The sequence below is a fragment of the Pseudarthrobacter sp. CCNWLW207 genome, from assembly GCF_037203945.1.
In the GTDB taxonomy this organism is placed as follows: Bacteria; Actinomycetota; Actinomycetes; order Actinomycetales; family Micrococcaceae; genus Arthrobacter.
On record NZ_JBBCBS010000002.1, the window covers coordinates 231,561 to 255,284 of the forward strand.

Genomic DNA, 23,724 nt, shown 5'->3' on the forward strand with positions numbered 1-23,724 from the left:
TTAGCCCCGTCCCTGCTTGGCATACGGGTTCAGGAGCGCTTCCTTCATCTCCGGGGATGCCCCTTCTTCGGTGGCGGTGAAGCCTTCGGCCGGAGGGAAGGACTCGGTCATGGAGTGCGGCATGGCGCCGTTCTTGTAGAAGTTGTTGGAGCCCAGGGACGGCTTCCAGGTGTTGGCTTCCCAGTCCGGGACGTAGTTGCGGTAGCCGCCGGAGTTGAGCTCCACCCGGAGGCCCGAGGGATCGCGGAAGTAAAGGAAGTTTTGCTCGCCCACGCCGTGGATGGAGGGGCCGTATTCCATCGGGGTGCCGTTTTCCATCATGACGTCCGCGGTCCGGAGCAGGTCCTCGGTGGCATCTACCCAGAAGGCGATGTGGTTGACGCGGCCGGCGCGGCTGGAGGTGTCCAGGACTACGCCGAGGTCATGGGACTTTTCGTTCGTGGTCAGTACCGAGAACACAGTGATTGGTGCTTCGTCCAAGTCAACGAACGCCATGACGCGGAAGCCCAGGGCCTCGTTGTACCACTTGGCGAAGCCCCGCACATCGGAGCTAGCCACGGTCACGTGGTCCAGGAAGCGGGGTGCTGCGGCGTGGCTGCTGCGGCGCTCGGGGCGGTCGGGGTAAGTGGATTCGAAGCCGGGCTCGGCGACGAACTTCTCCACGTCATAGAAGAGGCGCATCCGGTGGCCGTAGGGGCCGGTGAATTCGTAGGCCTTGCCGTAGCCGTGGCCGCCGGCGGTCCAGGTGCCCTGCACGCCTGTCGCTTCGACGCGCTGGGCCGCAGCCTCGAGGGCCGCCTGGGAGTTTGTCCGCCAGGCCATCCGGCCCAGGGATGCTTCAGGGCCTTCGGTAATGACAAGGCTGTAGCGGTAGTAGTCGCCCCAGCAGCGCAGGTAGACGTTGCCGTCCACGCGGTCAATGATGCGCATGCCGAACTTTTCCTCGTAGAACCGGGCTGACGCTTCGACGTCGGGGCTGGTGATCTCGAGGTGGGCAAGATGGGAGAGGGGAGTTTCCACGTTGAAGTCCTTCTGGGTTGCTGGCTGCGGTCGGTTTGGTGCAGGTCCTGTAACCACTGTGAACCAGCTCATGTATTTGGTGAAGAGGCGTTTACTGATATCTGGCATTTGTCTGGCAGATACACCGCAGCTGTTTCTGACTATCCGCGGGGCAAATACCACGTAGAACCGATCTGCCGTTCCTCGGAAGGAGCGTCCCTGCGAAACTCGACCGAAACGCCCTTCCGGAAGGACCTCCGTGCCTGTTCTCCAACTCCGCCTCGCTGGCAAGACCGCCGTCATCACCGGAACGGCCAGCGGCCAGGGCAGGGCCGCGGCACTGGCCTTTGCCGACGCGGGAGCTTACGTGGTCGGCTGCGACATGGACGACGACGGCGCCGCTTCCACGGTTGCGGCGGTCACCGCATCGGGTGGCCGGATGAGCAGCAGCCGCGTGGACCTCACGGACGAGGCCGCCGTCGCTTCCTGGGCGCAGGAGGTGGCAGCAACCCACGGACAGGTCCATATCCTGTATGCCAACGCTGCAGTCACCCGCTTCGCCCCACTGGAGCAGCTCACCTTCGCCGACTGGAAGTGGAATGTGGAGCATGAGATGGATGTGGTGTTCCTGCCGGTCAAATACTTCTGGCCCCAACTGATCCAGACGCCTGATGCCGCCATCGTGCTGGTGGGATCCACAGCAGGTGTCACCGGGTCCATGACCAATGGCCGGCTTGCCCACACGGCCACCAAGGGAGCCGTGGTGGCGATGACAAAGCAACTGGCGGCCGAAGGGGCTCCGCATGGGCTGCGGGTAAATGCCGTCAGTCCCGGAATGATCCGCACTGCGGCCACCGAAGGCAACCTCCTCGCCCCGGACCACCCCATGCGCACTATCGCCGGCAGCATCCCGTTGGGCCGGATCGGTTCGCCGGAGGAGGTCGCCAGATGCGCACTGTTCCTTGCCTCCGACGAAGCGTCGTACGTGACGGGCGCCAACCTGATGGTGGACGGCGGCTGGTCGGCGGTCCTTCCGGGTTAGCAGTTTAGTAGAATCGCAACAAACTTAGGTGTGAAAGTGACAGAATGCTGTTACGCTGGATTTTGCCCCTACAGAGAGTGAGCAATGATGCTTCTCGAGAGAGACCTCATCCAGTCCGTCGGATTCCGCAATGTCACCGAGGACGGACGTGTAACCGGCTTTCAGTTCCGGCTCCGCATGCCGTCCTACCGGGGCATGGCCGCCTCCCTTATTGACGGGGTTGCGGTTCGTGTGGGCGACATCATCGACGTCGGACCGGACGTTCCGCTCTGGACCTTCGGGGAGCGGACCTACACTCTGCACCAACTCTGGGGAAGCGACGGCGTCCGCTGGCCGCTGGAGGAGGCCGCAGTGGTCACTGTCCCCCTGGAGGGCGGCCTGCCGCAGGGCATCCATGAGCTATCGATCGAACTGCGCCTGCGCATGTCCTACATTCCCCTCGAGCACCAGCCCACAGTGCACCGCACCAGCCGAAAGGTGACGCTCTCGCCTGAAATCGGCGACGGCACTTTCCGCTACGGCGTCTCGCTCTACAGCTTCATGGGCGATTACGGAACGGTCATGGACCTGGAAACGGCGCTCGCAGCAGTCGCGGACGTGGGCGCCACCGGCGTCGAAATCCTCGGTGAGGGGCACGTTCCCCAGTACCCGGAGCCTTCTGCGGCCTGGATCGACAACTGGTTCAGCCTCCTGGAAAAGTACTCCCTGGAGCCCACGAACTACGGTTCCTGGATTGACACCCGGCTGCACCCGGGGAGGGCCATGACTGTTGCCGAGGGCGCCGAGGCACTGCAGCGGGACCTGCGGCTCGCCCACCGGCTGGGTTTCGGCTTCGTGCGTCCCAAGATCGGCGTCGTCTCCAGCGATTTGGTGCCCGACCCGATCTGGACTGAATCCGTGGAACGCTCCCTTGACCTGGCGCATGAGCTGGGAGTCATCATTTGCCCCGAGATCCACTCACCGACGCCCATCAGGCACCCCGTGGTGGAGGACTACATCGGCCTCATCGAGCGGACCGGCACCAAGAACTTTGGCCTGCTCATCGACACCGGTATCTTCCAGGACCGCCCGATTCCGCTGCGGGAGGGCGAGACCCGCGAAACTCGGCCGCCCTTCCTGGACGGTATCGGTGTTGATCCGGCCGACTTCGCCGGCATCGCCCCCTACGTTGTGTTCATCCAAGCCAAGTTCCACGACATTAACGACCAGCTCGAAGACCAGCAGATCCCCTGGCGGCCCGTCCTCCAAAGCCTCAAGGACGCCGGCTACACCGGCTACCTCTCCAGCGAATACGAAGGCGAACGCACACCTTGGCGCTCCATCGAGCAGGTTCGCCGCCAACATGCCCTGATCCGGCGCATCGCCGGCGAACTTGCCTGACCCACCTCACCCGACCTCTCCACCAGCAAAGAGAGAAACCATGCCAAACGGACTTCTTGACGATTCCAGCCTGCGTACGCACCCCGAAGGCTTCGCCCTGGCACTGACCATCCCGTGGTACCGCAGCCTCTGGCTCTCCTCGGTGTCCTCGCTCCGGCTCATGGTCGATGGCCAGGAAGTTCCTTCCGAGGAGCTTTCCCTGGAACTTGGAGGCGTCCGCTATGCGCTGGCGGACCTGCCGGCCCAAAGCGACACGCTCTGGTACCTCCAGGAGCATCCGCTGCTCATCGTGCCGAGGGACACCCCGCTGTCCCTCGGTGAGCGGCACCAGATTCAACTCATGGGGGAACTGCGGCTGCCCTACATGCAGATTGCCCCGGGACAGGACGGTGGTCCCGGCATATACGTCCCGAACTTCGTCAACCAGACCCTGGAGCTCACTGTGGCGGACAGCCCAGCGCCTGCGCCCGAACTCACGACATCCCTCACGCCGGCTCCACCAAAAGCCGAGGATGATCCCTTCTCGCTGGGACTCACGCTCTACTCGGCAAGCGCGGAATTCCGGGCCGGCTGGTATGACTTCGACGGCCTGCTTAACCGTGTGGCTGAGCTGGGCATCGGTCCCGGGATCGAAATCGTGGCCTCCCAGGTCCTGCCCACGTATCCCAAGGTGACAGATGACTTTGTCCGCTCGTGGCAGGCGGCCTTCGACAAGCATGGCTTCGTGGCCAGTTCTTTCGGAGCCAACCTGGACATGGGCCGCCGTCGCGACCGTGACATGACCCCGGATGAGGAATACGAGTTCACCCAAACGCTGTTCCACGGCGCCAAGAGGTTGGGCTTCCCCCTTGTTCGCATCCAGAGCGCCAAGCCTGAGCTGCTCCGACGGCTCCTGCCGCTCGCCGAGGACCTTGAGCTCAAGCTTGCCTATGAGATCCATGCGCCGCTGGGGCCCAACTCGCCGGAGATCATGAAAGTCCGCGATGTCTACGCCGACCTCGACTCCCCGCTCCTGGGCTTCGTGGCTGACTTCTCCTCCACCATGCACAGCATGTCCCCCACGCTCCTGCGTGCTGTCCGCCGGGCCGGCCTGGACCACGAAGCCGTCCAAACGCTACAGGCGATCTGGGCCACCGACGCGCCGATGCGCGCGCGGCAGGAGGATTTCATCGGTTATCTCCGCGGACGGGACTTTGATCCTGCCCGCCTTGGTTCCTTCGCCCATTTGGCCTTCAATATGCATGGCCATGTCAGCCCGAAGGAGTGGGCGGACATCATGCCCCAGATCATGCATGTCCACGCGAAGTTCTACGACATTGACGAGCAGGGCAATGAGCCCGCGATCGACTACCCGGAACTGGTCCGCGTATTTGTCGAAGGGGGCTACCGGGGCTTCTGGTCCAGCGAGTGGGAAGGGCATGCCTTCGCCGAGCTTGGTGAAGTGGATCCGCTGCTGCTGGTGCGGAAGCAGCACGACCTCATCCGCAGCAGCATGCGGGCTGCGCTCATGAGTGCCTAAGTGCCCCGCCTGGCCGGTAATAGCCCGGTGGAAGGCTGATGCCCGGCTGGTGAAATCCAGCCGGGCATCAGTGTTTTAAGGCACGTTTTTTGCTGCTGCGGCAGCCACGATGCCGGCCGCCTCTTCAAAGAGGCTACGCATCCACTCATGTTCCGAATCCCGGTTGTGCACGGGGTGCCACCACAGGGCGTTGACCAGGGGGGTCGCATCAAAGGGCAGCGGCAGTACCCTTATTCCGCCCAGTTGAAGGGCGAAGGGAGCAAGTGCCGCCTGGATGAGTCCGATCCGCTGTGTTCCGACGACGAAGTGGGGCAATGAGAGGAAGCTCTCCACCACCACTTCAACCCGGGGTTCTATGCCCAGCTGCTGGATCTGGCGTTCGGCCGAGGTGAATGCCGAGCGTGACTGGTAGGACATGACCCAGGGAAGTTCTGCCACGTTTTCCATGGTGACCTGATCGCCGACGGCCTCGTTGGACGTGGAAACGACAGCCACCCAGCCGTCCCGCCAAAGGTCCAGGTAGGGGAGTCCGGTGAGGAACCCGTGGGGCAGCACCATACCGTCCACTGAGCGCAGGCGGTTGGCGGCGTCTTCGACCACCATTGGGTTGTGGAGCATGTACCTGAACCGGACGCCGGGGGCCCGCTCGGCAGCGAGTTCGGATGCGACGCGGCCGATGGTGGTGAAGCCGTAGTCCGAGCCGTAGATGGAGAACTCGCGTTCGGACTCGGTGGGCTCCCACGTGGCCTGGCTCTCGAACACGCGGCGGGCGGCCTCAAGCGCGGTTGTGGTGTGTTCGGCCAGGCGTAGCGCAAAGGGTGTGAGTTCGTAGGCATTGCCGCGGCGGGCCAGGATGGGGTCGCCGAAGTGGGAACGGAGCCGTGCGAGCGAGGCGCTGAGGGCCGGCTGGCTGAGGTGAAGCCGTTCGGCCGCCCTCGTGACGCTGCGCTCAGTAATCAGGGCATCAAGCGAAATGAGCAGGTTGAGGTCCAGCCGGGAAAGAAGGGCGGAATTTGTCACGGCGCGGCGATCCTTCGAAGAGGAATTCAGTCAGGCCAGTCTATCAGTGCGGTCGATATCCATAGGAAATTCCATCATTGTTCTTGATGCGCCTGGGGGAAGCCCGCGGCACGACTTGGCGCGCCCCCGCTCCTTCCCTGCCGATATGCGCGCCTCGGCGGAACTTATGTCTCGTATAGCAAAGACTTATGTGCTTTTTCGGCACATCTCCTGCATACTGATGAGTGACCGGGGTCACGGCTCCCGGATTTTCGACAACGAAGTCAGAAAGGCTGGACATGACACAGCACAGTCGCTTTTCGGGCCTGAAGGTCGGCGCCCTCGCCGTCCCCACAGCCGCAGCCCTCATCCTTACCGGATGTTCCGGTTCCACCGGAGGCAACACTGCCACGGCGGGAGCCCAGGAGTTTTCCCTCTCCTTTGCCACCTCTAACACCATCGAGAGCCCGTTCCAGACGCTGGGCGAGAAGTACATGGAAACCCACCCGGACGTGAAGATCACCTTCAACCCGCAGCCGAACGATTCCTACGACCAGACCCTGCGGACCCAGCTCCAAGCCGGCAATGCATCCGACGTTGTAGTGACTTCTCCCGGTTCGGGCACCGGCCGCAGCATCCTGCCGCTGGTTCAGGCCGGATTCCTGGAGCCACTGGATGATGCAGCAAAGGCACTCGTGCCCGAGGGCAGCGAAGCCCTCTTCGGCGCGGATGGAAAAGTCTACGGCCAAGCACCGGAAATCACGGTGGTTGGTTTGGTGGCCAACGAAACAGCCGCCAAAGCAGCTGGCATTTCTGACTTCCCGTCAGACTTCGCGGCCCTCGAGGACGAATGCAGGTCGCTCGCATCCGCCGGCAAGTCGTTCATCGCACTCGCTGGCTCCGCTGCTCCAAACACCGGCCTGATGGCAATGTCCCTGGCCGCGTCCCGCGTCTACGCCGAGGACCCGAAGTGGAACGAAAAGCGTGCCGCCAAGGAAACCACCTTCGCTGGGTCTGATGGCTGGAAAGCCTCCCTTGAGGCGGTCACCAAGCTCAATGATGCGGGCTGCTTCCAGAAGGGCGCTGCAGGTGCCGGGTTCGACGCGATCACCAAGGGCCTTGCCAGTGGAACATCGGTTGCCGGCTTTATCCCGGGCCCCAGCTGGAAGCAGTTGAAGACCGCGGCCGCCGACTCGGATTTCGCTGTGCGCGCGCTCCCGGCGGAGAACGGCTCGGACAAGGGCTTCGTTTACGCCAGCGCGAACTACGCGTTCTCCATCAACGCAGCGTCCAAGAACAAGGATGCCGCCCAGGCGTTCCTCGACTGGGCTGCCGAGCCTGAGCAGACCAAGGCCTTCGCGGAAATCGACGGTGCCCTGCCTGTCACCGGCCTGGACAACTACGATTTCAGCGCAGGTGCCTACGAGAACGTCGGCGATCTCATCAAGGACGGAAAATACGGCCCGCTGCCGAACAGCCAGTGGCCCAACTCCGCCGTCTATGACGCCCTCGCAACCGGCGTCCAGGGTCTGATCACCGGACAGAAGAACGCTGACCAGGTACTTCAGGCCATGGACGCAGCCTGGGGACAGTGACAGTTTCAGATCACCAAAGTTCCGACCACTCAAAGGGACAAGCAAGGACTACCATGACTGCGACGATGCAACCGAAAAGCGAAGCAGCTAAAGCACCCCTGCGAGGCAGGCGCGTTCCGGGGACGGGCGGGAAGACCCGTCCCCGGGGCGCGGGCCTGCAGTTGGGGCATTGGTGGTGGGCGTTGCCCGGGATTGTCCTGGTTATCGCCATCCACTACGTGGCAACGGGTATCGGCGGCTTCTTCGCATTTACCAACTGGACGGGCATCGGCTCGTTCAAAATTGTGGGCTGGCAGAACTTCGAGGCCATCTTCAAGGACCCCACTAAACTCGGCGCCCTGACGAACACGCTGTTTCTGGCCTTTGGGTCGGTCTTCCTCGGCAACGTCGGCGGTCTCGTTATCGCCCTCGGCCTCAACCGAATGCTGAAGACACGGTATATCCTCCGCACCCTCTTCTTTATGCCCGTGGTGCTCAGCCCGCTGGCCACTGCCTACGTCTGGAAGTACATCTTCGACTTCGACGGCCCCATCAACGTCTTCCTCACCTCGATCGGCGCCGGCGACCTCGCCAAGCCATGGCTCGCTGACCCGGAGTGGGCCATCTGGACAGTCCTGGTAGTGCTCGTCTGGGGGTCCACCGGCTTTGCCATGGTGATCTTTATGGCCGGACTTGCCAGCGTCCCGGTGGAAGTCGAGGAGGCAGCCGCCATCGACGGCGCCAACCTGTGGCAGCGCTTTACCAACGTCACGCTGCCGGCCATCCGCCCCGCTATCGCCATTGCCACAACATTGGGAATCGTCCAGGGGCTCCGGGTCTTCGATCCCATCATGGCCCTGACCAACGGAGGACCTGCCGGCGCAACCGAAACCCTGGCCACCCAGGTCTACAAACAGGCGTTTGCGCTCGGCAACTTCGGCGGCGGTGCCGCCCTTGCCCTCGTGCTGGCCGCCATCATCCTGTTCTTCGCCGTCATCCAGCAACGGCTGACGCGATCGAACCCGGAGGACTAAGAATGTTCCGCTACACCAAACTCACACTGCTCCGCGAGATTGGCCTCTGGGCCCTGGCGCTGACCTTCCTCGCCCCGTTTTACTTCCTGGTGACCACCGCCCTGAAGCCGGACAGCGAGATGTACACCACCTCGCCCCTTGCGCTCCCGAAGAACCCGGACTTCAGCAACTTCGTGGCCGTCCTGACGGCCCAGGGCAACTCCAACGTGGTGATGGGCCTCGTGAACAGCATCATCATCACCGCCGGAAGCATCGTCGGGCTGATCGCCCTGGGTTCGATCACCGGCTACGTCATCTCCCGCAGCACCCGCCGCTGGAGCAAAGGCATGTACTACCTCTTCCTGATCGCGATCATCCTGCCCGGCCAGCTCGGTGCGGTGCCGCTCTACATGGGTGCACGGTCCCTGGGCCTCACCGGCTCTGCGTGGGGCCTGATTATCCTGTACACCGGCATGCTCCTGCCGTTGTCCATCTTCCTGTATTCAAACTTCTTCCGCGGATTGGGCACCGACTATGAGGAAGCGGCAACCATTGACGGCGCCAGCAGGTCGCAGATCTTCTCGAAGGTGGTGCTTCCCATGATGGCTCCCGCCACGGGGACAGTGGTCATCTTCGCGGGCCTCATCGTGTGGAATGACTTCTTCACTTCGCTGATCTTCCTGGGCGGCTCCGCCAACCAGACGCTGCCGGTGGCGATGTACTACTACATCGGGTCCCTGGTCTCGGAGTGGAACTCGATCTTCGCGATTGTGATCGTGTCCATGATCCCCATCCTGGTGCTGTTCCTTTTCGCGCAGAAAAGGTTCATCCAAGGCTTCTCCGGCGGCCTGAAGGGCTGACGCAACGGCTGGTAACCGCGAATCGTTTGACGCGTTTCGTGACGATTTTCTACACCCTAAAACCCCTAGATTCCAGGAGATACCCATGTTCCAACTTTCGCCGAATATCGACCTTTTGTTCGCCGAAGCGGGCGAAAGTGCCGCGGATCGGGTCCGTGCCGCAGCGGCCGCAGGCTTTGACGCCGTCGAGATGTGGGGCCCCACGGGCAAGGACATTCCGGCCCTCAAGGCCGCCCTGGAGGAGACCGGCGTCCAGCTCACAGCCCAGCTCGCCGAGCCCCGCATGCAGTTCATGATCCCGCCACGCAACCACGAGCCGTTCTACGAGGGGCTGGACGCGGGCGTCGCCGTCGCCCAGCAGCTCGGTTGCCCCCGCATTGTGGTGGGCAGCGGTACGGGCTTTGGCGGACGGAAGCGGCAGGACCAGCTCGACGAACTGATCGAGATTTTCTCCCGCGGGGTGGCCCACATCGAAGGGTCCGGCATCACGCTGGTTCTCGAACCCGTCAATGTCCGGGTAGACCATCCCGGCGCCCTGCTTGACCGGACCTCCGAGGCGGTCTACATCGCCCGGGGAGTTGACTCGCCGAACTTCGGCGTACTCTACGACCTCTACCACTCCACCGTCGAAGGCGAGGATGTCGCCGTCGAGCTCGCCAACGCAGGTGGCCTCATCCGCTACGTGCAGATCGCCGACACTCCGGGGCGCGGGGAGCCGGGTTCCGGATCCATCGACTGGCCTGCCCGGCTCGCTGACCTGCGGACCAGTGGCTACGCCGGCCCCATTGGGCTGGAGTACTACCCCACCATCGACTCGGCAAAGTCGGTCCGCTACATCCAGGAACTGGTGGCCGGATCGTGAGCCACAGGAGGTACCCCGGCTCCGTCGACGTAGCCATTGTGGGCAGCGGCCCGACGGCGTCAGCCTACGCGAGGATCCTCAGTGAGGAAGCGCCGGGCGCCAGCATCGCCATGTTCGAAGTGGGTCCAACCGTCAGCAATCCGCCGGGCGCCCACGTCAAAAACATCGAGGATGCGGAGCGACTCAGCTTCGCCCAGCGTGCCTCCGAAGGACCCGGGGCCGGTGCGAAGACGGTGAACTCGCCCGGCGCCGTGAAAAGCGGTGACCGGCTCGCCCGGCCGGGAACTTTCCTCCTGCAGGAAGGCTTCGCCTTTCCGGGCGAAGATGGACTTCCCGTTGCGGCCATGTCCAGCAACGTGGGCGGCATGGCCGCACACTGGACCGCGGCATGCCCCCGCCCGGGCGGGAGGGAACGCATCGATTTCCTCCCGGATCTGGACAGCCTCCTGGACGACGCCGGCCGGCTGCTTGGCGTGACCACCCACGCCTTCGACGGCGCGCCGTTCTCGGAGATCGTCCTGGAGCGACTCTCCGCCGCGGTGGACGAGGGGCGGGAGCCGGACTTTCGTGTCCAGCCAATGCCCCTCGCCGTCCACCGGCGCCAGGACGGCCGCCTCGTGTGGTCGGGCGCCGACGTCGTCCTTGGCGACGTAACCCGCGAAAACCCCAACTTTGAGCTCTTCGACGAGTCGCTGGTGACGCGCGTGCTGCTTGAGGACGGCAGGGCTGCCGGCATCGAAGTCAAGAGCCGGCGCACGGGCGAAACCCACCACGTGGCCGCCCGCGTGGTGGTAGTGGGCGCGGATGCGCTGCGTACGCCGCAGCTGCTGTGGGCTTCGGGAATTCGGCCCGACGCGTTGGGCCGGTACCTCAATGACCAGTCGCAGGTGGTGTTCGCCAGCAGGCTGCGCGATGTTACGGCTGGCAACGGGTTGGCGGGCGCCGCCGGTGCGCTCCAAGGGCAAAGCGGCGTGGCCTGGGTACCCTACACCGACGAGATGCCCTTCCATGGCCAGATCATGCAGCTGGACGCCTCACCTGTTCCGGTGGCCGAGGACGACCCCATTGTCCCGGGCTCGATTGTGGGACTGGGGCTGTTCTGCGCCAAGGACCTCCAAAGGGAAGACCGCGTGGCCTTCGACGACGCGTCCCTGGACGCCTATGGGATGCCCGCCATGCGCCTCCACTACCGCCTGACGGAGCGGGACCGGGACGTGCTGGAGCGCGCCAAGCAGGAGATTGTCCGACTGGGCAAGGCGGTGGGCGAACCCCTCGACGAACGTCCGTTCGTCCTCCCGCCGGGAGCGTCGCTGCACTATCAGGGAACCACCCGGATGGGCGCAGCGGACGACGGCGGGAGCGTGTGTTCGCCCGACAGCCAGGTCTGGGACGTCCCCGGCCTCTTTGTGGCCGGCAATGGTGTCATCCCTACGTCCACGGCGTGCAATCCCACGCTGACGGCTGTGGCCCTTGCGGTCAAAGGCGCACGAAAAGTCGCCAAAGACCTCAACAGTCCTTTACTTATGTCTGAATTAGACAATAGAATGATTAAATAATGAAGAAGTGGCCGATGGTTGCACTTCAGCGCCAGGCAAAGACAAGGAGGTCTCGATGATCGCCGACCGCATAATCGAGCAAGGAACACTCACTACCGAGGGCGGACGCACCGCCGTAGAGGTCCGTATCCCGTGGTACCGCGCCCTGCCGGGGTCGTGCATTGCAGGTGCCGCGCTGACAATCGACGGAGTGAGCGCCCCGGAGGATTCACTCCGCTGGACCATGAACAACCGGACCTTCAGCTTCGAGGAGCTCGTGGATGAGACCGGCGAGTGGTGGTTTCCCCTGGACTCGGCCGTCCTGTCGGGCGACCTTCCTGTGGCAGATGACCAGGACGAGCACGAGGTCCGGGTGGACCTGAAGCTCTATATCCCGTACATCATCACCGACCACGGGGTGCTCCACATCGAAGAACACGACACCAAGACCATGAAGGTGGCACAGCGATGACCAGCCTCGGCACGCCGATCCAGGGCGTCACCCTTTACAGCTTTACCCGGGCCTTCCACGCCCGGCAGTACGACCTCGACGGCCTCATCCGCAAGGTGGCGGCCGAGGGCTTCGGCCCGGGGCTTGAGGTCATCGGATTCTCCAGCCTCCGGGGCTTCCCGGACCACATCGACGACGCCTTCGTTGGGAAGTTCCGCGACCTGGTCGCCGAAGTGGACCTGGTCCCCACCTCCCTTGCCGTTAACGTCGATACCGGCATCCGCCGCGACCGGCTCATGAACCACGACGAGCTCGTCGAGTACATGCGCAAGCAGATCGAAGTAGCCGCCCGGCTCGGCTTCCCGATCGCCCGGGTGCAAATCTCGCTGACTCCCGACGCCATGGAAAGCCTGCTGCCCGTAGCCGAGAAGTACGGGGTTACCCTGGCTCTCGAGGTCCACGCGGACCAGCACGGCGCCCACGAGCGTGTCCTGGCCCTCCGCGACCGCTACGAAAAGCTCGACTCCCCACTGCTTGGTTTCACTGCCGACTGGGGCGCCACCGTCACCGGCTTCGCCCCCTCGCTGCTGGAGGCCTACCGCCGGCGCGGCGCTTCTGAGGAACTGCTCCGCCAGGTGGTTGAACTCTGGAACGGTTTCTACGCCGAAGGGCCTCCCAACACCCAGAAGGTCCATGGTGAGCGCTTCGGTGCCTTCATTGGCCTGGCCGCACGCAGCGGCCGGCCGGACCTCGGCATTGACTTCGCCATTAATGGAACCGGACTTTTTGGTCCGGCCCCCATCGATACCTGGCTGGAAATCATGCCGTGGGTCCGCCACGTGCATGGCAAGTTCTTCGGCATTGACGAGCACGGCGAGGAGCCCTCGGTTCCCGTGCGTGGCCTGGTCCGCCAGCTCGTCGAAAACGGCTATTCCGGTGCGATCTCCAGTGAATACGAAGGCTGGCACTGGAACAACTGGCAGGATCCGTTCGAGATCATCCGCGGCGAGCAGGCCGTGCAGCGTTCAGCAGCTGCCGACGCCGGCTCTGCCATGATCACCGATCCCGCCGAGGCCCGCCGCATCCTCAACAGCCACCTCGCCCAGCCCGTCCGCGGCTGAAACTGAAGGAACAAGACATGTCAGAAGGCATCGCAGGCTCGGGAATCGAGCTTGGCATTACCCTGTATTCGCTCACCTCTGAGTTCGCCGCCGGGCTCTACACCCCGGAGACGTTGATCAAGGCAGTTGCAGACGAGGGTCTCGGCCCCGGGGTTGAGTTCAACATTGCGCAGATGCTGCGCACCTACCCCGACGTCGACGACGACTTTGTGCGCCTGTGGCGCGACAGCATGGACCGCTATGGCCTGACCCCCAGTGCAGTGGGCACCAACCTGGACATGGGCCGCCGCAAGGAACGCGACATGACCCCCGAGGAGGAGTACGACTTCTTCGCCAGGCAACTGCACACGGCCAACCGGCTCGGTTTCCACAGGGTAGTAATCCGCTCCGCCGGCAAGGAACTGCTCCGGAAACTGCTTCCCTTGGCTGAGAAGTACGACCAGAAGCTCGGCTACGAAATTCACGCACCGCAAGGCCCGAACGACCCCAAGATCCTGCAGATCCGGGAAATGTACGAGGAACTTGGAAGCGACCGGCTCGGCTTCACCGCCGACTTCAGCTCCACCATGCACAGCCTGTCGCCCACCCTGTTCCGTACCCTGACCCAGATGGGACTGCCCAAAGAGCACTTCGCTGTCATGCAGGAAATCTGGCGCAAGCCCCTACCCATGCAGGAGCGCAACCAGGAGTTCGAGGACTACCTGAACGCCAACAACTTTGATCCTGCACGCCTGGGCCCGTTCACCCGCCTGGCGTTCAACATGCACGGCCTGGTTCCCCCGGAAGAGTGGCTGGACATCATGCCGCAGATCTTCCACGTTCATGCCAAGTTCTACGACATCGACGAGCAAGGCAACGAGCCCGCCATGGACATTCCGCGGATCGTGCGGCAATTCGTCAAGGGCGGCTACAAGGGCTACCTGTCCAGCGAGTGGGAGGGGCATGCGTTCGCTGACCTCGGCGAATCCGATCCGATCGACCTGGTCAAGAAGCAGCACACGCTGATGCGCCGTGCCGTCGAGGAATCCGTCGTCCCAGCCTAAGGAGAACGCCCATGACTGCCACCAATGGCGAAGTCACCACTGAGGTCGAGCAGCTGCGCCGTGAACTCGACGAGGCACTCCGCCTGGCCCGGCGGGCCAACGACAGGGGCGACCTTGAGAATCTGTTCAATCGCTACATGTACCTGCACAATGCCTTCGAGGACGAACAGATCATCCCGCTGTGGGTGAAGCCAGGAACGCCGGGCGTGCGGGCGAGGTACACCAACGCGGGTCAGTACACGGATTACGAGAGTGTGGTCCGCTACCACAAGGGGCGTCCGTCCCCTGTGGGCAAGCTGATCCTGCACTACACCACGACTCCGGTCATCGAGGTAGCCGCCGACGGCAAGACGGCCAAGGGCGTCTGGATCGTCACAGGCAACGAGTCAGGACTCACGGACCCTGAAGTGGCCAAGCAAAGCCCCGACTACATGTACTCGCCCGGTGAGGTACAGGGCAAGAAGGTCTGGGCCCACTGGGTCTGGTGCAAGTACGCGGTGGACTTCCTACGGCAGGACGGTGAGTGGAAGATCTGGAAATTCCGCTGCTACGAGCTCCTCCGGGCGCCGTTCGAGGAAAACTGGATCAGCTTCGCGGAAAAGAACCAGCATGCCTTTGCCCTGGACCTGATGTACTTCGGCGACGACGGCAAGCCGGTCTTTATGCCTCCCGCCGATGAACCCGTGCCCACGGAGTACCACCCCTACAGCCCATCAACACGGCAGACGCTGGATCCCGCGCCTCCTGTTCCCCACGACACCTTCGTCGACACGTTCAAGTAAGGAAAGCCATGGCAACTCACAACTCCCTGTTCAAGGACACCGATGTCCGCAGGCACCCCGAGGGCATTGCGGTGTCGGTGCAACTGCCCTGGTACCGCAGCCTTTGGCTGTCCGCCGTTGACGACGTCGCCGCGACAGTCAACGGCGTGGAGATCCCCAAGGAATCCCTTCGCTTCGAGCTCCAGGGCCAGTCCTATTCCATCGCCGAACTCCCGGAGCAGTGGGAGACCTTGTGGTTCGTCGCGGACCGGCCCGATGTGATCATTCCCCTGGACCGCGTCCCTGAGGCCGGCGAGGAGATCGACGTCGAAGTCATCCTCACCCTCCGCCTGCTCTACATGCAGATCGCTCCCATGCGTTACGTGGGCAACCGCGTCGCCGTGGAACGGAAAGTCGTGCTCGCATGACCACCCTGCGCGTGGCCATGATTGGCTACGGCTTTATGGGCGCCGCCCATTCCCAGGGCTGGCGCACCGCCCCGCGCGTATTCGGCCTGCCTGCCGAGACGGAGATGGCGGTTATCGTGGGCCGCAACGCCCAGGCTGTCGGTGAGGCAGCCCGAAAATGGGGCTGGGCCGAATCCGCAACCGACTGGCGGCAAGTCATCGCCCGGGAAGACATCGACATTGTCGATATCGTCACCCCCGGTGACTCCCACGCCGAGATAGCCATCGCGGCGCTCGAGGCCGGAAAGCACGTGCTGTGCGAGAAGCCGCTGGCCAACACGGTGGCGGAGGCCGAGGCGATGGCCCACGCCGCCGCCACCGCCGCTGCCCGGGGCATACGGGCCATGGTGGGGTTTACCTACCGGCGCGTTCCGGCGGTGACGTTCCTTCGCGACCTCATCGCCGAGGGCGTGGTGGGCAGGATCAGCCATGTGCGGGCTTCGTACAGGCAGGATTGGCTCGTGGACCCGGAGATGCCGCTGGCCTGGCGCCTGCAGAAGGAGCACGCCGGGTCCGGCGCGCTGGGGGATATAGGCGCCCACGCGATCGACCTGGCCCAGTTCGTCACCGGGCAGAACCTCCAGAAGGTCTCAGGGGTCGTCGATACGATCATTAAGGAGCGGCCTGTGCTGGATTCCGGTTCAGGCCTGTCGGGCATAGCCGGCGCAGGGTACGGGCCAGTCACTGTGGACGACATCGCCATCTTCACCGGCCGGTTCGAATCCGGAGCGCTGGCGTCGTTCGAGGCATCACGGTTTGCGACCGGACGCAAGAATGCACTGGCAATTGAGGTCTCAGGTGACAAGGGAGCCCTGGCCTTCGACCTTGAAGACCTCAACAGCATCCAGTTCTACGACCGCACAGTCCCAGCGGACCGGCAGGGTTTCCGGAAGATCCTGGTCACTGAAGCCGGGCATCCCTATGTCTCCGCCTGGTGGCCCGCAGGCCACATGCTCGGCTACGAGCACGGGTTCTCGCACCAGGTCAAGGACCTGGTTGAAGGGATCGTGGCCGGCACTGACCCGCATTCAACGTTCGCTGAGGGACTGCGGGTGCAGCGCGTGCTCGACGCCGTCGAGCGCAGCTCCGAGAATGACTCTGCCTGGACCAGTGTCGGCGCCGACGCTGCAGTGCCGGCTCGCTAAGGAGGGAAAGAACATGGCTCGACCGATTACCTTGTTTACCGGCCAGTGGGCCGACCTGCCGTTCGAGGAAGTGGCCCGGCTCGCCGGCGAGTGGGGCTACGACGGACTGGAAATCGCCTGCTGGGGTGACCACCTTGATCCCTGGCGCTGGAACGACGACGCGTATGTGCAGGGCAAGCTGGACGTGTTGGAATGCAACGGCTTGAAAGTATGGACAATTGCCAACCACCTCAAGGGCCAGGCCGTGTGCGATGACCCCATTGACGAACGGCACCGTGGCATCCTGCCGGACATCGTTTGGGGCGACGGCGACCCTGAAGGTGTCCGACGCCGGGCCGCCGAGGAAATGAAGAACACCGCGAGGCTGGCCGCCAAGCTGGGCGTGAAGACTGTGACCGGGTTTACCGGCTCATCGATCTGGAAGTACGTTGCCATGTTCCCGCCCGCCACAGAGGCGATGGTGGAGGCAGGCTACCAGGACTTCGCGGACCGGTGGAACCCGATCCTGGACGTCTTCGACGAGTGCGGCGTGCGCTTCGCCCATGAGGTGCATCCGTCGGAAATCGCCTACGACTACTGGACGACGGTCCGTACCCTCGAAGCCGTCGGGCACCGCAAGGCTTTCGGCCTGAACTGGGACCCGAGCCACATGGTTTGGCAGGACATCGACCCGGTAGGCTTCCTCTGGGATTTCCGGGACCGTGTCTACCACGTGCACTGCAAGGACACGAAGAAGCGCCTGTCCAACGGCCGCAATGGTCGCCTGTCATCCCACTTGCCGTGGGCCGATCCGCGCCGGGGCTGGGATTTCATCTCCACGGGGCACGGCGACGTGCCGTGGGAGGATGCCTTCCGGATGCTCAACTCCATCGAGTACGTCGGCCCGTTGTCCGTCGAGTGGGAGGATGCGGGCATGGACCGGCTCGTTGGAGCGCCGGAGGCCCTGGGGTTCATCCGCAGGCTCTCCAGCTACGAGCCCTCGGCCGCCGCTTTCGACGCGGCATTCAGCACGAAGTAATCAAAAACAGGTCAGCGGCCGGTCCCGGTAAGCCGGGGCCGGCCGCTTTGCTGTGTTTGCGCGCGGGCACGGCTTCGGTCAGGCGGCGGCTCCCTTGCCCAGCGCACCGGCACCCGACGCGCCGGCAGCCAGCGCGGTGGTGGCGAGGGCAAGGTGCCGTCGGGTGATGTCGGTGGGGTCATCCTGGAGCCACTCGTGGCCGCCCCATTCACTGGTCAGAGTACCGGCAAAGCCGTTGCCGCCAAGGAGTCCGCCCAGGTCGCGGAGCGGCTGCGATACGCGTCCGTCAGCGTCTTCCAGATCCCAGAACTTCAGGTGGAAGCCGCCAACCAGCGGAAGGATGCTCCGGAGGTCTGAGGCGTCGCTGCGGCCGAAGCGGATGACCAGGTTCATGAAGAGCGTGTGGACGCGTGGCGGCACGTTTCCGGACTGGAGCAGGGCCTTCACGGCGCCGAGCGTGGCAGGGTTCCGCCATTCGTCCGCCAGCCGGGTTACCAGCTCACCGGGTACGCCGCCGCGGCGGAGTTCCTCAAGGTAGCTGGCGGGCAGGGCCGGCATGAGCATGCTGATGTCCACGAGGACCCGCACATGATCGTCCGCCAGCCCTGCGATCGTTTCCAAGGCCGGGGCTATGGCAGGGCTGTCAGGAGCCTGCTGCCCTTGAACCTCCTCGTACAGCACCAGGTCCAGCTCGTGCAGCAGCGGCTGCACCAGGGCCAGCAGCTCGGCGCCGGCCTGGCCGATCGGCAACCGGACACCGGCAGCCCCCACCCGCCGGGCCGCTTGGAGCTGAGGAACCAGGAAGTCCAGCCGCTCCTGGGTGGACCGCCGCTGGGTAGCTGAGAGGAAGTCATCCAGGCTCGCGCCCACAATGCTGACCCTTCCACCCACCTGGTCCAGGGCATCGCGAAACTCGTCCACCTCGGCATCCCGGGGCTCCGGAAAGGACCGCCACAGCAGTCCGGGCTCCAGTTCGACCGTATCGGCCACGCCGTCGGCGACGATGCCGGTGACTATGTCCAGGGCCGGTCGGCGTGCCGCCGTGATGTCAGGAGTCCAATTGAAGGCACTTGCGCAGAGGGTCCAGGTTTGAGGAATTCCAGTGGTCAATGGGCACCTTTTCAAATATGCGTGTTAATGACAAACTTATGTCACTTTTAGGATAAAGGATGGAAGTCATGCTGCAAACAGCTCTGCGCGATGATGCGCTCACCACCACTGCGGACGGCTTTGAACTACGGATTGGACTGCCCTGGATCCGCTCCATGCCGCTGTCCAGCGTGTACGGCCTTGCCGTCGAGGTCGACGGCGTGCGGTTCGGTCCGGAGGATCTTGCGGTGCATCTTGGGGTGCGGGACGTGCTGGCGGGCTCATTGCCGGAAGAGCACGGCTGGTGGTTCGTCCAGGACCGCCTCGTTGTGGCTGGCAGTGGCCGGCTCGCCGTTGGCGCGCATGCCGTCTCGGTGGACTTTCAGCTTTTGGTGCCCTATCTCCAGGCGCGGCCGGGCTCGCCGCTCATTCTGCCGTTCCACCTCGAAGCGGAACTGGAATCCGGGCGGCATGCCGCCTCGGACGTGGCTAGGGACGTGGCCTGACGCTTGTGGCCACGTCCCGGATTTCGACGGCGATACTACTTCTGGGAGGCGGGTTCGCCCGCGGCAACCCAATCGTTGAACAGCTCCCGGACCATCGGTTCGAGGGTGGTGGGCCACCAGTCTCCACCGTCCACCGCTTCGCCGAGGTCTGCCGGCGTCGCAATGGTCACGCTGCCGGTGGCAGCCCACTCCGCGCTCCGTGGGAAGAGCGCGCGGAAGGCGGGGTGGCCGATCGCCTGCACGTTGTGGCCGATCCCGATGGAGACTGAGCGGCCCTCGCCGTACTCGACCGCCCAGGCCACCGGATGCTCCTCGCCCATGCCCGGCAGGCTCCGCCACTGCGAGGGAACCTGCGTGTAGCGCAGGGGGTTATCCCAGCCTTGCAGGAGGACGGTTTTCTTGACGCCCTCGGGCCATTTGAGGCCGACGTAGAGGTCGTCGTTGTAGTGCGGAAACTCGGCCGGCCAGCCGGCTGTGATGGGGTGGGGCTCCGCAGTGTGCAGGAGGAAGTCGTTGTTCGGAGCCCGTCGGGAGGTGTCTTCGCGCATCACGCCGCCGAGCAGGCGCTCGTATTCCGGCTCCCAGCCCACGCCGCCGGCAAGCGTGGGGTGGTAGGCGATCAGGCCCTTGCCGCGCGCCACAAAGTCGAAAAGCGCCTGCTCTGCGACGGGGCCGAAACGCTCCTCCGGGACATTGCGCCACGGGTCGGTACGGCCATAGTAGTTGAGGATGACCAGGTCGTAGGGCTCAAGGGTCGCTGCGGTGGCTCCGCGGAACTCCTCGGTGACGCGCACCTGGAACCGGCCTGTCCCTTCGAGCAGTTCCTTCAGCGCCGGCGTTGTCTTTCGCCAGTCGTGGTGGACATCGGTCATGCCGGTGATGATCAGCGTTTTGATGGGTGTGGACATGGTGCTGGCACTCCTTCGTGGCGAGACTTATGATCCGAAGATACATGCTTAAGTCGAAATCAGGAAGAAGTGTGGACGGAAACCCTAAGCCAGAACAGTTGCCCGTTCCGGCGAGGGCCGGCCTTCCGCGAACCAGCGCGGGAAGGTGACGTCGAAGAGCTGCTCGCGGGCCAGTTCCGCTCCGCCACGCAGGGGCTCGCGCTCATCGTTGACCGAGAGGGTAATGGTGAGGTCCCGTGTGGCGAGCGGCAGTGAGAGTTCGTAGACCCGTTGGCGCACCTCTGCCAGGAATACCTCGCCGGCGGAGCCCATCGCACCGCCGATCACAATGATCCCCGGATTGAACATGTTCACCAGGGCTGAAATGGTCTCGCCTGCCACCCTCGCCGACTTCTGGACGAGGGTTATGGCGAGCGAATCCCCGGCCTGGGCTGCCAGGGTGATCTGTTCAAGCGTCAGCGCTCCCTTCTTCGCACTCACTGCCAAGGAGCTTGTGGCACCTTCCTTGATGGCGAGTTCGGCATCCCGGACGAGCGCCCAGCCGCCGGCCACGGCTTCCAGACAGCCGATTTTGCCGCAGCGGCATTGTGCATCTGAGTCGGATACCCGGACATGGCCGATGTCGCCGGCGGCCCCGTTCGCGCCACGGTGGATCCTGCCCTTGGAGAGCAGGCCCGCCCCAATCCCCGAACCGATCTTGCAGTAGATCAGGTCCGCCAGGGAATCGCGCCGCCGGGCGCGCTCCCCGAGGGCAAGCAGGTTGGAATCGTTGTCCACCCAAACCGGTGCATTGAAGCGTTCTTCAAAGGGAGTGCGAACATCGTAACCGTTCCACCCCGGCATGATCGGGGGCGCCACAGGCTGCCCCGAAGCAAAGTCCACCGGTCCCGGAAGCCCTACCACCACACCCCACACGGGCACCTTGGGGTCCTTCTTCAGTAAGTTCTCGACCAGGGACATGACGGCATCGATGGTCTTCTCCGGACCCTGTGCGATATCCCAGGTGCGGTGCGTGTGTTCCAGGATGTCGCCGTCGAGGGCAGTAATGCCAACCCTCATATGAGCCGCTCCAAGGGCGCAGATGATGATCCGTCCCTGTTCCGCCCGGAAACGCAGGGTCCGTGGCGCGCGACCGCCGGAGGAGGCTCCGAACTCGCCATCGCCCAGGAAGCCAATATGAATGGCCTGGTCCACGCGTTGACTGACTACGCCCCTGCCTAGGCCGGTGACCTTGCCGATTTCCGGCCGGGTGGTTGCTTCGCCCGTGCGCACCAGGTTGACGATCCGTAAGAGGCTCGTCACTTCATCCGTTTGGGCTCCAAAGCGGAGTGTGGAGTCTGTCGTCATGGTCACAATTCTCACACATTGACACCCACTAAGGTGTCGTGGGGCGCGACTATAGCCAGAACGGACCTAACTTATGAATAATAGAGACATAAGAAGGGGGGGCGACGATGCCTTGGAATGTAGGTGTGCTGGGCGCCGGGCCGGGGGTTGCTGCGCTTCATCTTGCAACCCTGGGCCGGCTGGGGGAGTTGTTCAACGTGGTGCACATCGCTGATGCCGGCAGCGGGCGCGCCCGTGGCCTCGCGGAGGGGCTTGGCGCACGCTGGTCGCAGGGTGATTCGGATCTTCTTGCCGACCCGGACGTGGACCTTGTGGCGGTGTGCAGTCCGCCCGCAGAGCATGGACGCCAGGTCCTCGCCGCCGTGGCCGCCGGAAAGCGGGCCATCTTCTGCGAGAAGCCGCTGGCCACCAGTCCGGAAGAAGCTGAAGAGGTGGTGGCCGCCTGCCGTGCGGCGGGGACGATCCTCCTCGTCGGCACGAACCACCTGTTTGATGCGGCGTGGGGCCATGCCAGGCATCACCGCGTGGCACTTGAAGGCCGGGTGCAGGCGGTGTCTGTCACGTTGGCGCTGCCGCCGAACGAGCGCTACCACCGGCTCGTGGCTGAGGGAGGGCCCTTCCTGCCTGCGCGCCGGGGCAGGCCGGACCTGACTGACCCCGCCGTGGCAGCGGATGTCCTGAGGCAACTGCTGACGGGGCTGGCCATCCATGATCTCCCGGCGCTGCGGGACCTTGCGCCCGACATTGAAGAAGTGGTGTATGCGCGGCTGGTTCCGCCGATCGGCTATGTGGTGGGCTACCTTGCGAGCGGAGTCCTGGTACAGCTTGCCCTCACCATGCTTCCGGCAGGGCCCGATGCCCTGTGGCGGATGAGCATCTCCACGTCGCATGACCGCATCGAGGTGGACTTCCCGCCGGCGTTTGTCCATGCGGGAAGCGCCGCCACGCGCGTCCGCACCCCAGGCGGGCGTTGGACGGCCTACAGCCGTGATCCGGAAGACGGCTATGTGGCGGAGTGGCGCCTGCTGGCTGCGCTCCTTGAGGAAAGGGTGCCCGTGGAATACGACGAACTGCTTGCGGACTCCCACTACGTCACTGCCCTGGCTGACGGCGCTTCCGCAAAACTGCTCGAGGGTGTGCACGCATGAGCGGGGCGACCCTGCGGAGGGGTGTCTGCGCCGTCCTGTCCGACTATCGGGCCGCCGTCGCCGAACTCCCTGTCAGTGCAGCATTGTCGGAAAGCCCTCGCGGTTCTGTGGTGGTGGTGCCCGGAGTTGGCGTGTGGTGGGACCGTGCGCTCGCAGCCCAGGCCGCGGGTGCGGCAGCCATCGTCGTCGCGAACCCGCAGGACCTGCCCCGGGAGGCCCGGGAGGTCCTGCTGGCGCTGACAGACATCCCTGTCATTGTTGAGCGTCCCCGCCTAAGGACCGATCTGGTTGACGATGCAATCCAGGGGCGGGCAGGTACTCCAGCCAGCATTATCGCCGTCGAGTGCGCCGCGCCCGCATCGGAACTTATCTCGGTGATCCGTGATGGATTTGGGTGGGCAAGGGTCTTCGCGGGTGGGCCGCTGGGCCTTCTTGCAGGTTCTGCCACGGCCCAGGCCCGGGTTGCGCTCCTGGAACTCCGGAAAGGGCAGGGCGGTCCGGCCGTCACCGTGGCAGGCAACGTTGAAGCGGGGCACGGCTCGGGAGGCCTGGTGCGGATCCTGGCGCTGAGGGAGGTGAGGTCTGAGGTGACGGTGGACCAGCCGGCAGGCCTGGCTCGGGTTGAGACCTGCACGGAGGAAGGCGCGTTGGCTGCTCCACGTCGGTTTGAGGCCTCGGCGCGGCTGGCGCTCCGGCGGGCTTTCGAGGCTTGCTCCACAGGCAGGGCCGTGAACGACGTCGGGGATTTCCTGGACGACTGCGCACTCGGGTGGGACCTGGCTGCACTCGGAGCGGCTGGGAATGTCAGTGTTTGATCCAGTCATTCTTTTGTTGCTTTCAGACTAAAGTGCGCTATGATGATGGTGGCGTCGGGGTCCCCTCCGGATCCGTTCTCTGTCGTGATGGTGCGGCGGAGGCACAACACGTCGCGTCGATG

General features: G+C 64.2%; 23 protein-coding genes. 18 read left to right on the plus strand and 5 right to left on the minus strand.

Annotation, left to right across the window (positions count from 1 at the left end; genetic code table 11):
• Positions 1-1,020, minus strand: coding sequence for a VOC family protein (locus V9L17_RS04105; protein ID WP_337350579.1), 1,020 nt, complete (start codon positions 1,018-1,020; stop codon positions 1-3).
• A gap of 238 nt (positions 1,021-1,258) precedes the next feature.
• Between V9L17_RS04105 and V9L17_RS04110 the strand changes: the two genes are divergently transcribed.
• From V9L17_RS04110 to V9L17_RS04120, 3 genes are all read left to right on the plus strand, one after another.
• Positions 1,259-2,041, plus strand: a complete 783-nt coding sequence (locus V9L17_RS04110) for an SDR family NAD(P)-dependent oxidoreductase (RefSeq protein ID WP_337350580.1) — start codon at positions 1,259-1,261, stop codon at positions 2,039-2,041.
• An 87-nt stretch (positions 2,042-2,128) separates the two neighbouring features.
• On the plus strand, positions 2,129-3,421 hold the full coding sequence (locus V9L17_RS04115; protein ID WP_337345611.1) for a C-glycoside deglycosidase beta subunit domain-containing protein: 1,293 nt from the start codon (positions 2,129-2,131) through the stop codon (positions 3,419-3,421).
• Positions 3,422-3,461: 40 nt separating this feature from the next.
• The gene (locus V9L17_RS04120) at positions 3,462-4,940 is read left to right on the plus strand and encodes a C-glycoside deglycosidase beta subunit domain-containing protein (RefSeq protein ID WP_337350581.1); all 1,479 of its coding nucleotides are present in this window, start codon (positions 3,462-3,464) and stop codon (positions 4,938-4,940) included.
• A 75-nt stretch (positions 4,941-5,015) separates the two neighbouring features.
• Here V9L17_RS04120 and V9L17_RS04125 read toward each other — a convergent pair whose 3' ends face one another.
• Positions 5,016-5,960, minus strand: a complete 945-nt coding sequence (locus tag V9L17_RS04125) for a LysR family transcriptional regulator (RefSeq protein WP_337345300.1) — start codon at positions 5,958-5,960, stop codon at positions 5,016-5,018.
• Between the two features lie 278 nt (positions 5,961-6,238).
• Here V9L17_RS04125 and V9L17_RS04130 point away from each other — a divergent pair, with 278 nt between their 5' ends.
• From V9L17_RS04130 to V9L17_RS04185, 12 genes are all read left to right on the plus strand, one after another.
• The gene (locus tag V9L17_RS04130; protein WP_337350582.1) at positions 6,239-7,534 is read left to right on the plus strand and encodes an ABC transporter substrate-binding protein; all 1,296 of its coding nucleotides are present in this window, start codon (positions 6,239-6,241) and stop codon (positions 7,532-7,534) included.
• 53 nt (positions 7,535-7,587) lie between these two features.
• A complete protein-coding gene (locus V9L17_RS04135; RefSeq protein ID WP_337345302.1) occupies positions 7,588-8,547 on the plus strand; it encodes a carbohydrate ABC transporter permease in 960 nt (319 codons plus the stop codon).
• Positions 8,548-8,549: 2 nt separating this feature from the next.
• On the plus strand, positions 8,550-9,386 hold the full coding sequence (locus tag V9L17_RS04140) for a carbohydrate ABC transporter permease (protein WP_337345303.1): 837 nt from the start codon (positions 8,550-8,552) through the stop codon (positions 9,384-9,386).
• Between the two features lie 85 nt (positions 9,387-9,471).
• Positions 9,472-10,248, plus strand: a complete 777-nt coding sequence (locus V9L17_RS04145) for a TIM barrel protein (protein ID WP_337350583.1) — start codon at positions 9,472-9,474, stop codon at positions 10,246-10,248.
• On the plus strand, positions 10,245-11,804 hold the full coding sequence (locus tag V9L17_RS04150; protein ID WP_337350584.1) for a GMC family oxidoreductase: 1,560 nt from the start codon (positions 10,245-10,247) through the stop codon (positions 11,802-11,804). The genes V9L17_RS04145 and V9L17_RS04150 overlap by 4 nt, the downstream gene beginning before the upstream one ends.
• A gap of 55 nt (positions 11,805-11,859) precedes the next feature.
• Positions 11,860-12,255 (plus strand): C-glycoside deglycosidase beta subunit domain-containing protein, encoded by a 396-nt coding sequence (locus V9L17_RS04155; protein ID WP_337350585.1) that lies wholly within the window; start codon positions 11,860-11,862, stop codon positions 12,253-12,255.
• A complete protein-coding gene (locus tag V9L17_RS04160) occupies positions 12,252-13,355 on the plus strand; it encodes a sugar phosphate isomerase/epimerase family protein (protein WP_337350586.1) in 1,104 nt (367 codons plus the stop codon). Before V9L17_RS04155 ends, V9L17_RS04160 begins: the two co-directional genes overlap by 4 nt.
• A gap of 17 nt (positions 13,356-13,372) precedes the next feature.
• On the plus strand, positions 13,373-14,398 hold the full coding sequence (locus V9L17_RS04165) for a sugar phosphate isomerase/epimerase family protein (RefSeq protein WP_337350587.1): 1,026 nt from the start codon (positions 13,373-13,375) through the stop codon (positions 14,396-14,398).
• An 11-nt stretch (positions 14,399-14,409) separates the two neighbouring features.
• The gene (locus V9L17_RS04170; RefSeq protein ID WP_337350588.1) at positions 14,410-15,180 is read left to right on the plus strand and encodes a nuclear transport factor 2 family protein; all 771 of its coding nucleotides are present in this window, start codon (positions 14,410-14,412) and stop codon (positions 15,178-15,180) included.
• Between the two features lie 8 nt (positions 15,181-15,188).
• Positions 15,189-15,587: a C-glycoside deglycosidase beta subunit domain-containing protein gene (locus tag V9L17_RS04175; protein WP_337345310.1), complete on the plus strand. Its 399-nt coding sequence runs from the start codon at positions 15,189-15,191 to the stop codon at positions 15,585-15,587.
• A complete protein-coding gene (locus tag V9L17_RS04180) occupies positions 15,584-16,771 on the plus strand; it encodes a Gfo/Idh/MocA family protein (RefSeq protein ID WP_337345311.1) in 1,188 nt (395 codons plus the stop codon). Before V9L17_RS04175 ends, V9L17_RS04180 begins: the two co-directional genes overlap by 4 nt.
• Before the next feature lie 13 nt (positions 16,772-16,784).
• Positions 16,785-17,789, plus strand: a complete 1,005-nt coding sequence (locus V9L17_RS04185; protein ID WP_337350589.1) for a sugar phosphate isomerase/epimerase family protein — start codon at positions 16,785-16,787, stop codon at positions 17,787-17,789.
• Between the two features lie 78 nt (positions 17,790-17,867).
• Here the strand turns inward: V9L17_RS04185 and V9L17_RS04190 are convergent, their stop codons facing one another.
• A complete protein-coding gene (locus V9L17_RS04190) occupies positions 17,868-18,899 on the minus strand; it encodes a restriction endonuclease subunit R (RefSeq protein ID WP_337350590.1) in 1,032 nt (343 codons plus the stop codon).
• A gap of 68 nt (positions 18,900-18,967) precedes the next feature.
• Between V9L17_RS04190 and V9L17_RS04195 the strand changes: the two genes are divergently transcribed.
• A complete protein-coding gene (locus V9L17_RS04195; RefSeq protein WP_337350591.1) occupies positions 18,968-19,384 on the plus strand; it encodes a C-glycoside deglycosidase beta subunit domain-containing protein in 417 nt (138 codons plus the stop codon).
• 35 nt (positions 19,385-19,419) lie between these two features.
• On the opposite strand, the gene V9L17_RS04200 is transcribed toward V9L17_RS04195, so the two are convergent.
• Both V9L17_RS04200 and V9L17_RS04205 read right to left on the minus strand, forming a co-directional pair.
• The gene (locus tag V9L17_RS04200) at positions 19,420-20,292 is read right to left on the minus strand and encodes a ThuA domain-containing protein (RefSeq protein ID WP_337350592.1); all 873 of its coding nucleotides are present in this window, start codon (positions 20,290-20,292) and stop codon (positions 19,420-19,422) included.
• An 84-nt stretch (positions 20,293-20,376) separates the two neighbouring features.
• Positions 20,377-21,639 (minus strand): ROK family protein, encoded by a 1,263-nt coding sequence (locus V9L17_RS04205; protein ID WP_337345316.1) that lies wholly within the window; start codon positions 21,637-21,639, stop codon positions 20,377-20,379.
• A 107-nt stretch (positions 21,640-21,746) separates the two neighbouring features.
• Here V9L17_RS04205 and V9L17_RS04210 point away from each other — a divergent pair, with 107 nt between their 5' ends.
• Positions 21,747-22,787 (plus strand): Gfo/Idh/MocA family protein, encoded by a 1,041-nt coding sequence (locus tag V9L17_RS04210; RefSeq protein ID WP_337350593.1) that lies wholly within the window; start codon positions 21,747-21,749, stop codon positions 22,785-22,787.
• A complete protein-coding gene (locus tag V9L17_RS04215; RefSeq protein ID WP_337350594.1) occupies positions 22,784-23,602 on the plus strand; it encodes a hypothetical protein in 819 nt (272 codons plus the stop codon). Before V9L17_RS04210 ends, V9L17_RS04215 begins: the two co-directional genes overlap by 4 nt.
• Positions 23,603-23,724: the final 122 nt, after the last annotated feature.

Excerpts from the sequence above, each read along its gene's own strand:
- V9L17_RS04115 (WP_337345611.1), top strand. The coding sequence starts at position 2,129 with ATGCTTCTCGAGAGAGACCTCATCCAGTCCGTCGGATTCCGCAATGTC.
- V9L17_RS04120 (WP_337350581.1), top strand. The coding sequence starts at position 3,462 with ATGCCAAACGGACTTCTTGACGATTCCAGCCTGCGTACGCACCCCGAA.
- V9L17_RS04130 (WP_337350582.1), top strand. The coding sequence starts at position 6,239 with ATGACACAGCACAGTCGCTTTTCGGGCCTGAAGGTCGGCGCCCTCGCC.
- V9L17_RS04135 (WP_337345302.1), top strand. The coding sequence starts at position 7,588 with ATGACTGCGACGATGCAACCGAAAAGCGAAGCAGCTAAAGCACCCCTG.
- V9L17_RS04140 (WP_337345303.1), top strand. The coding sequence starts at position 8,550 with ATGTTCCGCTACACCAAACTCACACTGCTCCGCGAGATTGGCCTCTGG.
- V9L17_RS04145 (WP_337350583.1), top strand. The coding sequence starts at position 9,472 with ATGTTCCAACTTTCGCCGAATATCGACCTTTTGTTCGCCGAAGCGGGC.
- V9L17_RS04155 (WP_337350585.1), top strand. The coding sequence starts at position 11,860 with ATGATCGCCGACCGCATAATCGAGCAAGGAACACTCACTACCGAGGGC.
- V9L17_RS04160 (WP_337350586.1), top strand. The coding sequence starts at position 12,252 with ATGACCAGCCTCGGCACGCCGATCCAGGGCGTCACCCTTTACAGCTTT.
- V9L17_RS04165 (WP_337350587.1), top strand. The coding sequence starts at position 13,373 with ATGTCAGAAGGCATCGCAGGCTCGGGAATCGAGCTTGGCATTACCCTG.
- V9L17_RS04170 (WP_337350588.1), top strand. The coding sequence starts at position 14,410 with ATGACTGCCACCAATGGCGAAGTCACCACTGAGGTCGAGCAGCTGCGC.
- V9L17_RS04175 (WP_337345310.1), top strand. The coding sequence starts at position 15,189 with ATGGCAACTCACAACTCCCTGTTCAAGGACACCGATGTCCGCAGGCAC.
- V9L17_RS04180 (WP_337345311.1), top strand. The coding sequence starts at position 15,584 with ATGACCACCCTGCGCGTGGCCATGATTGGCTACGGCTTTATGGGCGCC.
- V9L17_RS04185 (WP_337350589.1), top strand. The coding sequence starts at position 16,785 with ATGGCTCGACCGATTACCTTGTTTACCGGCCAGTGGGCCGACCTGCCG.
- V9L17_RS04195 (WP_337350591.1), top strand. The coding sequence starts at position 18,968 with ATGCTGCAAACAGCTCTGCGCGATGATGCGCTCACCACCACTGCGGAC.
- V9L17_RS04200 (WP_337350592.1), bottom strand. The coding sequence starts at position 20,292 with ATGTCCACACCCATCAAAACGCTGATCATCACCGGCATGACCGATGTC.
- V9L17_RS04205 (WP_337345316.1), bottom strand. The coding sequence starts at position 21,639 with ATGACGACAGACTCCACACTCCGCTTTGGAGCCCAAACGGATGAAGTG.
- V9L17_RS04210 (WP_337350593.1), top strand. The coding sequence starts at position 21,747 with ATGCCTTGGAATGTAGGTGTGCTGGGCGCCGGGCCGGGGGTTGCTGCG.
- V9L17_RS04215 (WP_337350594.1), top strand. The coding sequence starts at position 22,784 with ATGAGCGGGGCGACCCTGCGGAGGGGTGTCTGCGCCGTCCTGTCCGAC.